Annotated in this window: 12 protein-coding genes and 1 tRNA gene; 3 read left to right on the top strand and 10 right to left on the bottom strand. The window is 64.7% G+C overall.

The window, feature by feature from the left end:
• The first annotated feature begins 55 nt into the window (after nt 1-55).
• Together minD and minE are read left to right on the top strand one after the other, a co-directional pair.
• Nucleotides 56-871, top strand: coding sequence for a septum site-determining protein MinD (gene minD / locus P2869_RS13275; protein WP_017774527.1), 816 nt, complete (start codon nt 56-58; stop codon nt 869-871).
• A gap of 14 nt (nt 872-885) precedes the next feature.
• Entirely contained in the window at nt 886-1,140 is a 255-nt protein-coding gene (gene minE, locus P2869_RS13270) for a cell division topological specificity factor MinE (RefSeq protein ID WP_017774528.1), read from the top strand.
• Nucleotides 1,141-1,233: 93 nt separating this feature from the next.
• Here the strand turns inward: minE and P2869_RS13265 are convergent, their stop codons facing one another.
• Complete coding sequence (locus tag P2869_RS13265) at nt 1,234-2,634, bottom strand: chloride channel protein (protein WP_277598139.1); 1,401 nt, start codon at nt 2,632-2,634, stop codon at nt 1,234-1,236.
• Nucleotides 2,635-2,871: 237 nt separating this feature from the next.
• Here P2869_RS13265 and waaC point away from each other — a divergent pair, with 237 nt between their 5' ends.
• On the top strand, nt 2,872-3,894 hold the full coding sequence (gene waaC, locus P2869_RS13260; protein ID WP_277596724.1) for a lipopolysaccharide heptosyltransferase I: 1,023 nt from the start codon (nt 2,872-2,874) through the stop codon (nt 3,892-3,894).
• 41 nt (nt 3,895-3,935) lie between these two features.
• Here the strand turns inward: waaC and P2869_RS13255 are convergent, their stop codons facing one another.
• The 9 genes from P2869_RS13255 to rph all read right to left on the bottom strand — a co-directional run bounded on the left by P2869_RS13255 (nt 3,936) and on the right by rph (nt 11,607).
• Nucleotides 3,936-4,115 carry a hypothetical protein gene (locus P2869_RS13255; RefSeq protein WP_017774531.1) on the bottom strand — a complete coding sequence of 60 codons (180 nt, stop codon included), beginning with the start codon at nt 4,113-4,115 and terminating at the stop codon, nt 3,936-3,938.
• Nucleotides 4,116-4,272: 157 nt separating this feature from the next.
• Nucleotides 4,273-5,589, bottom strand: coding sequence for an MFS transporter (locus P2869_RS13250; RefSeq protein WP_017774532.1), 1,317 nt, complete (start codon nt 5,587-5,589; stop codon nt 4,273-4,275).
• 391 nt (nt 5,590-5,980) lie between these two features.
• Nucleotides 5,981-6,409 carry an energy transducer TonB gene (locus P2869_RS13245; protein WP_233425700.1) on the bottom strand — a complete coding sequence of 143 codons (429 nt, stop codon included), beginning with the start codon at nt 6,407-6,409 and terminating at the stop codon, nt 5,981-5,983.
• A gap of 344 nt (nt 6,410-6,753) precedes the next feature.
• Complete coding sequence (locus P2869_RS13240; protein ID WP_017774534.1) at nt 6,754-6,966, bottom strand: hypothetical protein; 213 nt, start codon at nt 6,964-6,966, stop codon at nt 6,754-6,756.
• A 189-nt stretch (nt 6,967-7,155) separates the two neighbouring features.
• Entirely contained in the window at nt 7,156-8,481 is a 1,326-nt protein-coding gene (locus P2869_RS13235) for an MFS transporter (protein ID WP_277598138.1), read from the bottom strand.
• Between the two features lie 368 nt (nt 8,482-8,849).
• Nucleotides 8,850-8,939, bottom strand: a tRNA-Ser gene (locus P2869_RS13230).
• 75 nt (nt 8,940-9,014) lie between these two features.
• Nucleotides 9,015-10,184, bottom strand: a complete 1,170-nt coding sequence (gene hemW, locus P2869_RS13225; RefSeq protein ID WP_277598137.1) for a radical SAM family heme chaperone HemW — start codon at nt 10,182-10,184, stop codon at nt 9,015-9,017.
• A 41-nt stretch (nt 10,185-10,225) separates the two neighbouring features.
• Entirely contained in the window at nt 10,226-10,873 is a 648-nt protein-coding gene (rdgB, locus tag P2869_RS13220; RefSeq protein ID WP_277596723.1) for an RdgB/HAM1 family non-canonical purine NTP pyrophosphatase, read from the bottom strand.
• Nucleotides 10,870-11,607, bottom strand: a complete 738-nt coding sequence (gene rph, locus P2869_RS13215) for a ribonuclease PH (protein WP_277596722.1) — start codon at nt 11,605-11,607, stop codon at nt 10,870-10,872. The genes rdgB and rph overlap by 4 nt, the downstream gene beginning before the upstream one ends.
• Between the last annotated feature and the right edge of the window lie 189 nt (nt 11,608-11,796).

The following is an 11,796-nucleotide window of genomic DNA, read 5'->3' as shown; positions in this document are numbered from 1 at the left end:
TGATGCGCGGGCGGCGAACCCGGTAGACGAAAATTGACGAACGCAAGGTAAGGGAATGGCAAAAATCATTGTGGTGACTTCGGGCAAGGGTGGCGTGGGCAAGACGACCACGAGCGCGAGTTTTGCGTCGGGCCTAGCGTTGCGCGGCCACAAGACCGCCGTGATCGACTTCGACGTCGGCCTGCGCAATCTCGATCTCATCATGGGCTGCGAGCGTCGCGTGGTGTACGACCTGATCAACGTGATCCAGGGCGAAGCGAATCTCAACCAGGCGCTCATCAAGGACAAAAAGTGCGAGAACCTGTTCATCCTGCCGGCCTCGCAGACGCGCGATAAAGACGCGCTCACGCAGGAAGGCGTGGAGAAGGTGATCAACGACCTCGTCGCCATGGACTTCGAGTACATCGTCTGCGATTCGCCGGCGGGCATCGAGTCGGGCGCGCTGCTCGCCATGCACTTCGCCGACGAGGCGCTGATCGTGACGAATCCCGAGGTGTCATCGGTGCGTGACTCAGACCGCATTCTCGGCATTCTGTCGTCGAAGACGAAGCGCGCGATCGAAGGCAAGGAGCCCATCAAGGAGCACCTGCTGATCACGCGCTACAACCCGAAGCGCGTGAGCGAAGGCGAGATGCTTTCGCTGACCGACATCCAGGAGATCCTGCGCATCGAGCTGATCGGCGTGGTGCCCGAATCCGAAGCCGTGCTGCACGCGTCGAACCAGGGCGTGCCGGCCGTGCATCTCGACGGCACCGACGTCGCCGAAGCGTACAAGGACGTGGTTGCGCGTTTCCTCGGCGAGGACAAGGCACTTCGCTTTACCGATTACCAGAAGCCGGGCCTGTTGCAGCGCCTCTTCGGCACCAAGTAAGGGGGGCGCACCTAATGTCGATTCTTTCGTTTTTGCTGGGCGAGAAGAAGAAGTCCGCGTCGGTAGCGAAGGAACGCCTGCAGCTGATCATTGCCCATGAGCGGGCCGGCGGCCATGCGCCTGCCGATTATCTGCCGGCGTTGCAGCGTGAACTCGTCGCGGTGATCTCGAAGTACGTGAAGATCTCGGACGACGATATTCGCGTGAGTCTGGAACGTCAGGACAACCTCGAAGTGCTTGAGGTCAAGATCGAGATTCCGCAGGCCTGATGCCTGGGGCGCGCCGGGGCACGGGTTATTCCGGTTATGCCCCGATCGCGTTTCTTCGCGACTCCCCACCGTCTCCGATCGAGACTTTACGAGTCAGCGGCGCGGTCCGGCGTCTGACGCGGCGGCAGTCTGCTCGGGCTCGGTGACGTTCAGTGCCTCCGGAACTTCCGGCACAGGCGCCGGAGCCGGCTGCGGCAGCGGCGCCATATAGCGCTCGGAGAGCGATTCATATAGCGGCGGTGCCAGGAGCCGCGACACGCGGCTTGCAACGAGCGCGGTGGCCATCAGCGAAATCACCAGCGCGTGGCCATTGATCATTTCCATCACGATCACGAACGATGTGATGGGCGACTGCGTCACGGCGGCCAGATAGCCCACCATCGCGAGCGCGATGAGCATCTGCAGCTGCAAACTCCCGAACACCATGTGCAGCAGATTGCCGAAGCCGGCGCCAATCGAGAGCGACGGCGCAAAAATGCCGCCCGGAATGCCGGGCAGGTACGAACCCACCATCGACGCCATCTTCAGGAACGGATAGAGCACGGAAAGCTGTTCATGGCCGTCCAGCAGTCCGCGTGCCTCTGCATAGCCGCTGCCGAACGTCGTGCCGCCCGACACGGCGCCGATCACCGCGATGCCGAGTCCGCACAGCGCGCCGAACGCTATCGGCTGCTCTCCATGCAGCTTGCGCAGCGGTGCCGGGATCCAGCGCGCCGTATTGAGCAGCAGCCACGCAAAGACGCCGCCTGCGATGCCGGTCACGATGGCGGTCAACAGTACCGCCACCGCAAGCAGATCCGGAAAATGTGCCCCGATCTGAATGGTGCCGAAGTAGGTGTAGTTGCCGTTCAAACCGAGCGCGATGACGCCCGCAATGATGATGGCCGTGATGAGCACGCCACTGGCGCGTGCCTCGAAGCTGCGTGTGAGTTCCTCGATGGCGAACACGATGCCCGCCAGCGGCGTGTTGAACGCCGCAGAGAGCCCGGCCGCCGCGCCGGCCAGCACGAGTTGCCGTTCGATCAAGGCGTTGGACCGCGGATAGAGCTTTCGCAGGTTGAACATGAGCGCGGCGCCAACCTGGACAGTGGGGCCTTCGCGCCCAATCGTGAAGCCGCCCAGGATGCCGAGGAACGAAACTGCGATCTTGCCGCACAGGATGCGCAGCGTAAGAAGGCGCGCACCCGACTCCCCTGGTTTGGCGTGGAGCGTCGCGATGACCTGCGGAATCCCGCTGCCTTCCGCGCCGCGAAAGAGGCGTCGCGTGAGCCACACGGAAGCCGCGGCGACGGTCGGCGTGATGATGAACGGAAGCCACGCGTGATCGTGCTGCGCGTTGCGGAACACGCCATACCCCCAATCGATGAGGCGTGCGTAAAAGACGGCGATCAAGCCCACCGCGATGGCGCCTAGCCAGAACACGCCGTACTGGCGCCAGAGGCGCCACGCACGGCGTCCGACATGGGAAGGGAAGGAGGGCAGCGTCCGGCGCATCGGTATTCCGCCGTGAAAAGGCGCAAGTATACCGGCCGCATCATTTCGGTGCTCGGTGCCAACGTGCTCTTCCATGATGTGAAAGCAGGCGGGTAAAGGCCGCTCAGGCAGCCTTCGCATTTACATCTTGTAATACGAAGGCTTTCGCGCCCTTAATCCAGGAGCCTGATTTCCTTCGGTCGATGAAAGGATCGTCCGCTAAAATCTGCGTGGCAAACGATAAAACGAAACGCAACAATGAAACGAATTCTCATCGTCAAGGTGACCTCGCTCGGCGACATCGTGCAGGCCCTGCCCGTGGTAGCCGATATTCAGCGCGCATTCCCGGGCGCCAAGGTCGACTGGGCGGCAGACGAAGCGTTCGCGGACGTCGTGCGGTGGAACCGCGGCGTGGACCGCGTACTGTGTGCGCCCTTGCGGCGTTTCAAGAAGGCGCGGCGGTGGGCCGACTTCAAGGCGATCGCAGCGTCGATCGCCGAACTGCGCGCGCACCGCTATGACGCCGTGATCGACATCCACGGTGTCTACAAGAGCGCCATCATCGCCTGGCTTGCACGTGCATCGCGGCGTTTCGGCTACCGTTCCAGGGATCTCGGCGAGCGCGGTGCTGCGTTCGCCTATAACGGTCGCTTCGGTCCGCGTCCCGATTGCGACGCGTGGCACGGCATGCGCATCAGTACGGGCGAGGCGCTCGGCTACGAAGTGGAAGGTCCGGCTGTCTACAATCTTCGGGTGCCGCGCAACACGCCGGCTGAACCCGCCATGTCGACGGCCCTAGGCACACAGCCGCTCGCGCTGTTTTTTCACGCGACATCGAAGGACGAAAAGAAGTGGCCCGTATCCCGCTGGGGCGAGCTGGGCCGTGAACTCGCAAGGCGCGGTTACCGTATCGCCCTGCCTTGGGGCTCCCAGGCCGAACATGCGGCCGCGGTGCAGATTGCGAGCCTTGTGCCCGGGGCAACGGTCTTGCCGCAGCTCTCGATCGTGGAGCTCGCGCGCAAGATCGAGGAAGCGTCGCTCGTGGTGGGCGTGGACACCGGGTTCGTGCATCTCGCCCATGCATTGATGAAGCGCACCGTGATGATCTTCACGGCCACTTCGAAGGACCATTGCGGCGTGCATGCGCCGTTCCGCTCCACTTCCCTGGGCGGTCCTGGGCAGATGCCCGAGGTCAGGAACGTGCTCGATGCGATCGATTATGTGCATGGCGATCCGCGTATCGAGGAGCCGATGAGCCTCGGCTCCGTTGCCGCAGCCTGATCTACACGACACTTGCCGGCAAGCAGGCACCGCGCATCGGCTCAGGCCAGCAGCATTTCCAGCGCAACCACCGTGCCGATGGCTACCACGTTCGCCGCGACCGCCTCGGCCAGAATGCCCTTCCACGTAGACGGGCGAAAGCGGATAGCGAGAAGCAGCGCCCCGATCAGCGCCAGTGCGATGACAGCTACGACGTCGGCATTGCTCAAGTGAAACTTCATGGTCGGCTCCCTGCAAGGCCCCTCATTTCGTCCCTTCGCATCCCGCGCGGCGGCTTCGCGCCGCGCGTGAGGGACTGCGTGTTTCGAGTATAGGCACGCCAATGAGCCCTGCAATTCGGGGAAAGCACGCAGGCTGCCGTTCCCCGCGCCGGTTGCGCTACATCAGATTTGCGTCGCGGGTCTCGCGCATGCAGAGCACGCCCACGAGGCTCACCACCGCCGCCGCGGAAACGTAGCCGCCCACCCATGCAAGCCCGCCGTGCGCCGCGAGCAGCTGTGCAATATAAGGCGCCACGGACGCGCCCAGAATCCCGCCCAGGTTGTAGGCCACCCCCGCGCCGGTGTAGCGCACCCGCGTGGGGAAAAGCTCGGGCAGGAGCGCGCCCATCGGCGCGAAGGTCACGCCCATCAGGAACAGCTCGATTACGAGAAACAGCAGCACGAGCGGCGTCGATCCGCTGCCGAGCAGCGGTTGCATCGCGAAGCCGGAGAGAATCGCCGCGACGATGCCGACGACGAGTACCGGCTTGCGCCCGAAGCGGTCGCTGGCCCAGGCCGACAGCGGCGTGGCGAGCCCCATGAAAACCACGGCCACGCACAGCAGACCGAGGAACGCCGGACGAGAGAAGTGCAGCGTCGAGACGCCGTACGAGAGCGAGAACACCGTCGAGATATAGAACAGCGTGTAGCAAACCACCATCGCGAGCGCGCCGAGCACGGTCGCTCCGCCGTGTTGGGTCAGCAGCGTTGCGAGCGGCACGCGCACGCGTTCTTCGCGTTCGACTGCTGCCTTGAACGCGGGGGTTTCGGCGATCTTGAGCCGCACGTAGAGGCCGAGCGCGACCAGCACCGCGCTCACGAGGAACGGCACGCGCCAGCCCCAACTGCGGAATTGTTCGTCCGAGAGCGACAGGGCGAGACCGAAGAAAAGGCCGTTCGAGGCGAGAAAGCCAACCGATGGCCCAAGCTGCGGGAACATGCCGAACCAGCCGCGCTTGCCGGCTGGCGCATATTCGGTGGCGAGCAGCGCCGCGCCGCCCCATTCGCCGCCAAGACCGATGCCCTGGCCGAAACGCAGCACGCATAGCAGAATCGGCGCAAGGCTCCCGATGCTGTCGTAACCGGGCACGAAGCCGATCAGTGTGGTGGAGAGCCCCATGACGAGCAGGGACGCGACGAGCGTCGACTTGCGGCCGATGCGGTCGCCGAAGTGGCCGAACAGGAACGACCCGATCGGCCGCGCGATGAAGGCGATGCCGAACGTAACGAACGCCGAGAGCGCCTGCGCCGTGGCCGACCCGTGCGGAAAGAATACCGGGCCGATCACGAGCGCGGCTGCGGTGGCGTAGACATAGAAATCGTAGAACTCGATGGCCGTGCCGATGAAGCTCGCGAAGATGACGTGCGAAGTTCTGGTCGATGCGGCGGCGTTCTGTGCGTCCGCACGTGCGGAAGAAAGCGGCGATGTGGACATGCAGTGTCTCCTGTTCGAGGCGGCACGCGGCGGCTGTGCCCGCGGCGTGGCGGCCCCGCGCTCGAGGCGCAGGGTGTGTGTTGTCGTTCGGTTGTTATTGCCGTGATGGCGGTTGCTGTGATTCTCGTCGGCCCTTTGGCTGCCTCGCTTCGCGTGGCATGAAGCGTGTGGAGGCTCGACCAGGCTTCTGACCGCACGCGCGGCCTGCGCGGGTGGCGTGGCTGCATGGCGGTTGGAGCTTGCTGGCGCAGTGGGGTGGCGCGCTGCAAGTGCCGGCGCGCCGGCAGGGAAGTCGCGGGAAATTATAACGAGCGTGCGACAGGCGTGCCAGGCGCATGCGGGCACATGCGGGCACATGCGGAGGGTGCCGAGGACGGGTGCTGGCCGCGCGTCAGTTGAAATTGCGGGCCTGCGGCGAGGCGAGCGTGCGTAACTGGAATTTGCCGTTGTCGTTGAACAGCCAGTCTTCCATCAGTTCGAGCTGGCCGCGCGTATTGAGCAGCTTCGAAGGTGGCTGCGGCAGCGGCGAGGCGCGCTTGAGGGTGGCGAGCGCGGTGCTCTCCGCTTCGTCGTCGCCATTGGTGCGATATACCGACTCCGTCACGACGCCGCCGCGGCTATCCACGGTGAACGAGACCACTACGAGAGAGCGCAGCATCGCTTGCGGCGAACCATGCAGCACGTAGGACGGATTGCGTTCGAGAATGCGTTGGGCGACGGCGGACCGGTACTGGTCCAGCGTGAGGCTGTTGACGGCGGCGGGCGGTGTGATGAGTGCCGGACGGCCCGGTGGCGTGACCGTAAAGTTGCAGGCCGACACGGCGAGGGCGAATACCAGGGCGGTCGCGCCGCGGGTGACGCGCGGCAGGCCTCGCGCACAAGCCGTAATGAAGCAATGAAGGTGACGTACGCAAGGGCGCATCGCCAGAAGCTCAGGTGCCGAACGTAATTCGATGCTAGGTCAAATTCGTGCGGTTGCAATCCGCATTCGCCCTGCGCGACTTCGTTGAAGCGTGCGCAATGAGCGATGACGTACAGAGCGGCTTGCGCTTCGGCGAGGTGCGCCTGCAGGCAACAAAAAGATCGGGTGTTGGGCGCAGCCGTGAATGGCTTGAGCGGATGATTAGCGTCGCGTGACGAGAAGCGACGTGCCGACGCCGTGAATCACTCGACAGGCATCTGCGCGCAGGGCTGGCTCATCGCCGAGGCGCACATGTACGAGTACTCCGTGCTCTTCAGGACGAGCTCCTTGCCTTCGTGCAGACCGAAGCGGAATTCGGGCGAACTTTCGTACGCGATGAAGGCCGAGCAGAGAAGCGCGGCGAGCACGACGAGCGAAAACGCGATTCTTTCAACAAGCTGAAAACGGGCGGGCATGGCGGTATCTTCCAGGACTGCCCGCCATGATACCGGATCTAAGGGTTTTCACCTAGATACGCGTTGCGCCGCCGTTGCGTCTTTGCAGCGCTTGCCGGTTCCATTCCAACGGCGTTCCTGTGCCGTTTCTGCACCGTTCGCCCGCCGGACGGGCCGTTGCGCCCGTCCGGCGTTCCGTGCGGCGCGTTCTCAATGGTTGATCGATTCGAGCGCCTGACCCCGCGTGGACGGCCCGAGCAGAATCATGCAGATGCCGACCACCATGGACGCCCCAATGAAGACCGCGACGCCCGGCACGCCGTACAGATGCAGCAGGATGCCGATGGCGAGCCCCGCGAACGCGGCGGAGATCCGGCTCCACGAGTAGACGAAGCCCACGGCGCGGGCGCGCACGCGCGTGGGATACAGCTCGGCCTGGTAGCCGTGGTAGGCATACGACATGATGTTCGAGGCCAGCGTGAACACCACGCCGAGCGCGATCAGCAGCCAGGGCTCGGACGTCTGCGAGAAGATCGCGATGACGATGCCCATCACGAAGAGGCCCGCGCAGATCTGCGTCTTGCGTTCCAGCCGGTCGGCGAACCAGGTGCCGAGCAGCGGTCCGAACGGATTGGCGATGGCGATGATGAACGCGTATTCGAGGCTCGCCGTCACGTGGATGCCGCGGTGAATCAGCAGCGTCGGGACCCACGCGGCGAAGCCGTAGAAGCCGATCACCTGGGCCATGTTGAACACCGAGAGGATGATCGTGCGCTTCAGGTAGAGCGGGCCGAAGATTTCGGCGTAGGAGCCGCGGCCTTCCTTCTCGGGCCGCGCCGGCTGGGGCGGCGGCAGCGTGATGTCTTTCTCGGCGGCCACGCGGCGTTCGATGTCGGCCACGATGCGTCCAGCCTCTTCGAACCGGCCGTGGCGGGCGAGCCAGCGCGGGCTTTCAGGCACGTTGCGGCGAATGATCCACACGAGGAGCGCGCCCACGGTCCCGATCAGGATCACGACGCGCCAGTAGTCGAGGCCGAACGGGTGCGTGCCCTTCAGCGCGTAGGCGAGGAACGCGACCACCGGCACCACGAGGAACGTGATGAACTGGTTGGTGGCGTACGCGCGTCCGCGTTCGGCGCTAGGGATCAGCTCAGAGATGTACGAGTCGATGGTGACGAGCTCGACGCCGATACCGATGCCCGCGATCAGGCGCCAGATGTTGAGTTCGAGACCCGTCGTCTGGAACGCCATGATCGCCGTGCAGACCATGTACCAAACCAGCGACCAGGTGAAGATGAAGCGCCGCCCGAAGCGGTCCGCGACGAAACCGAAGAGGAGGGCGCCAATCCACAGGCCTGCAAACGTGGAGAAGACAAAGGTGCCGAAGCCCGCGACCGCGAGCGGCTGGAGCGCCGCGAAGAAGCCGAGCGATTCCGGCTTGAACAGTCCGGACTCCACCATGCCTGGCGCCACGTAGCCGGTGAAGAACAGGTCGTAGAACTCGAAGACGCCGCCGAGGGAGATCAGGATCACCATCGTCCACACGGTGCGTGAGGGGGGCAGGCGGTCGATGCGCGCAGCAATTTCCGCCGATTGTTGTTCTGACACGTGGGCCTCTTGATTGTGATTGTCGAAAAGTTTGTAAGGACTTCCTGTGGAACAGGCTCATTTCACACGGCATTTCGACAATGTTCAAACCGGGGCAATACGGATATCGGCGAAGCAGGCGGGGGCGAAGCTCAAGGATGACCGCGATGTGATCAGGGCAGGCGCGGCGCTTTAGTGGGGAGCCGCATGCGTCGCGTGCCCACGGTTGGAGAGCGCGCGAGCGCGGATGGAAAGAGCGGAAAGAGGCGAGGCCAGAAAGCAAAAACGGGCCTGGCGGCCCGTAGTTGTCGACGTTCTGGCGGAGGCGGTGAGATTCGAACTCACGGAAGGGTTGCCCCTTCGCCGGTTTTCAAGACCGGTGCATTCAACCGCTCTGCCACACCTCCGAAGCCCGGCATTGTAACCTGGAACCGCCGTCCGACAGCATGGTCAGGCTGGGCATCAGAACGTAGCGCCGTGCCTTATGCGTCGTCTTTGAGAAAGAGCGCCTGCAGGTCGTTCAGGAAGCGCTGCCCGAGCGGTGTCGGGGCAATCGTTTCGTGGTCGCGCGCGATGAGGCCGCGTTGTTCGGCTTCCTCAAGCGCGGGTTCGATCGACGTCATGGACAACCCCGTGCGCTCGACGAAGCGATGCACCGGAAAGCCTTCCATGAGGCGCAGCGCGTTGAGCATGAACTCGAAGGGCAGATCGTGCGGGCCCACCTCGTGTTCTTCTTGCACCGGCGTGCCGGCACGCGCCTGCTCGATGAACGTGGCCGGATGCTTGTAGCGCGCCTGCCGCAGCACGCGATGCGGAAACGAGAGCTTCGTGTGCGCGCCCGCGCCGATGCCCAGGTAGTCGCCGAAGCGCCAGTAATTGAGGTTGTGCTTGCACTGCCGGTTCGGTTTTGCGTACGCCGAGACCTCGTAGTGTCCGTAACCCGCGGCGGCCATGTGCTCGTGAATCCAGTCCTGCATGTCCGCGGACGCGTCGTCGTCGGGCAGCGCCGGCGGAAACTTCGCGAACAGCGTGTTCGCCTCGAGCGTCAGGTGGTACAGCGACAGATGCGGCGGCGCAAACGCGAGCGCCGTTTCGATGTCGGCCTGACATTCGGCCAGCGTCTGTTGCGGTAGGGCGAACATCAGGTCGAGATTGAAATTGTCGAACGTGTTCGCGGCCACTTCGACGGCATGGCGCGCCTGCGCGGCATCGTGAATGCGCCCCAATGCCTTGAGGTGCGCCTCGTTGAAGCTCTGGATGCCCACCGAGAGCCGGTTCACGCCGCTCGCGCGAAACTGCGCGAACTTCGCGGCTTCGAACGTGCCGGGGTTCGCTTCGAGGGTGATTTCGGCGTCGGCGTCCAGCGGCAGCAGCGCGCGCACGTCGGAGAGCAGCCGGTCGAGCCCGGCGGCCGACAGCAGACTTGGCGTGCCGCCACCAATAAACACCGTATGCACCTGACGGCCCCATACGAGCGGCAGCGCCTGTTCGAGATCGGCACGCAGGGCGTCGAGATAGTCGTTCTCGGGAAACTGGTCGCCCTTCCATTCGTGCGAATTGAAGTCGCAATACGGGCACTTGCGCACGCACCAGGGGAAGTGCACGTACAGCGCCAGTGGCGGCAGCGAGGTGAGGCGAATGCGGCCCGGCATCGTGAACGCGCCTACGACGTTCGCGCCCGTCGACGCGGCGCTCACGCTTCCTCCTTCAGTCGCGCGAGCAACTGGCGCAACGCCATGGCGCGATGGCTCGCCGCGTTCTTGATGGCCGGCTCCAGCTCTGCCGCCGTGGCGCCGAGCGCCGGCACGAAGAAGTACGGATCGTAGCCGAAGCCGTTCGCGCCGCGCGGCGTATCGCGCACGAGGCCGTGCCAGCGGCCTTCGGCGATCAGCGGCTCCGGGTCCTCAGCGTGCCGCACGAGCGCGAGCACGCAGTAGTAGTAGGCGCGACGGTCGTCGTGTCCCTTCAATTGATCGACGAGCCGGGCGTTGTTCGCCGCATCGCTTTTTTCGCCGCCCGCAAGCTGCGCATAGCGCGCGGAGTACACGCCGGGCGCACCACGCAGGGCACGCACGCACAGGCCCGAATCGTCGGCGAGCGCGGGCAGGCCGGTCAGCGCCGCCGCATGACGCGCCTTGGCGAGCGCATTTTCGACAAACGTGGGATGCGGCTCCTCGGCCTCCGGCACGCCCAGCTCGCCTTGCGGCACCAGCTCGATGCCGGCCGCGCCGAGCAGCGCGGAGAATTCGCGCAGCTTGCCTGCGTTGTTCGAGGCGAGCACCACGCGCGTGAGCGTGCTGTCGCTCGTTGCGTGCGGCGTCTGAGCGTTCTGGTTCGTCACGCGGCGTTCTCCAGCGCGGCCTTTTGCATGTCGATCAGCGACCGGATGCCGGACTGCGCGAGATCGAGCAGCGCGTTCATCTCGTCGCGCGTAAAGGGTACGCCTTCAGCGGTGCCCTGAATTTCGACGAAACCGCCGTCGCCCGTCATGACGACGTTCATGTCGGTATCGCATTGCGAGTCTTCGTCGTAGTCCAGATCGAGCACCGGCACGCCGTCGAAGACGCCCACCGAAATGGCCGCGACGTAATCTGTGATGGGCGATGCTTCGATGCGTCCCGTGGCGAGGAGCTTCGCGATGGCGTCATGGGCCGCGACGAATGCGCCTGTGATGCTCGCGGTGCGCGTGCCGCCGTCGGCCTGGATCACGTCGCAGTCGAGATGAATGGTGCGTGCGCCGAGCCGTTCGAGATCGAACACCGAGCGCAGCGCGCGGCCGATCAGCCGCTGGATTTCCTGCGTGCGGCCGGTCTGCTTGCCGCGTGCCGCTTCACGGTCGCTGCGCGTGTGCGTGGCGCGCGGCAGCATGCCGTACTCGGCGGTGAGCCAGCCCTGGCCGCGGTCGCGCAGGAATTCGGGGACGCGCTCCGTCACGCTGGCCGTGCAGATCACCTTCGTGTCGCCGAACTCGACGAGCACCGAACCTTCGGCGTGCTTCGTGTAGTGGCGCGTGATGCGTACGTCGCGCAACTGGTCGGGACGGCGGCCGCTCGGGCGTTTCGTGGTGTCGTTCATCGTGGGGAGTGTGAAAGCGAAGGGGAACTGCGCATTTTAGCGCCGTTCGGAGAAGCGCAATGGCGCCCCACCGCGGGCCTTTTCCCGGCGTGCCGCCTGCGCCGGGCTTCGTAGCCAAAAATGGGATAATGTCGGTCTTGCGCGCCCCGCGTCTCGTACACGCCGGGCGCCTCACATCCAACGCCATGC

Origin of the sequence: Paraburkholderia sp. SUR17 (assembly GCF_029536165.1) — a bacterium.
GTDB classification, from domain to species: domain Bacteria; phylum Pseudomonadota; class Gammaproteobacteria; order Burkholderiales; family Burkholderiaceae; genus Paraburkholderia; species Paraburkholderia kururiensis.
Note: the sequence above shows the minus strand (reverse complement) of the source record. Positions and strands in the feature narration are given on the sequence as shown.

Coding starts and splice junctions, on each gene's coding strand:
- minD (WP_017774527.1), top strand. CDS start 56: ATGGCAAAAATCATTGTGGTGACTTCGGGCAAGGGTGGCGTGGGCAAG.
- minE (WP_017774528.1), top strand. CDS start 886: ATGTCGATTCTTTCGTTTTTGCTGGGCGAGAAGAAGAAGTCCGCGTCG.
- P2869_RS13265 (WP_277598139.1), bottom strand. CDS start 2,634: ATGCGCCGGACGCTGCCCTCCTTCCCTTCCCATGTCGGACGCCGTGCG.
- waaC (WP_277596724.1), top strand. CDS start 2,872: ATGAAACGAATTCTCATCGTCAAGGTGACCTCGCTCGGCGACATCGTG.
- P2869_RS13255 (WP_017774531.1), bottom strand. CDS start 4,115: ATGAAGTTTCACTTGAGCAATGCCGACGTCGTAGCTGTCATCGCACTG.
- P2869_RS13250 (WP_017774532.1), bottom strand. CDS start 5,589: ATGTCCACATCGCCGCTTTCTTCCGCACGTGCGGACGCACAGAACGCC.
- P2869_RS13240 (WP_017774534.1), bottom strand. CDS start 6,966: ATGCCCGCCCGTTTTCAGCTTGTTGAAAGAATCGCGTTTTCGCTCGTC.
- P2869_RS13235 (WP_277598138.1), bottom strand. CDS start 8,481: ATGGTGATCCTGATCTCCCTCGGCGGCGTCTTCGAGTTCTACGACCTG.
- hemW (WP_277598137.1), bottom strand. CDS start 10,184: ATGCCGGGCCGCATTCGCCTCACCTCGCTGCCGCCACTGGCGCTGTAC.
- rph (WP_277596722.1), bottom strand. CDS start 11,607: ATGAACGACACCACGAAACGCCCGAGCGGCCGCCGTCCCGACCAGTTG.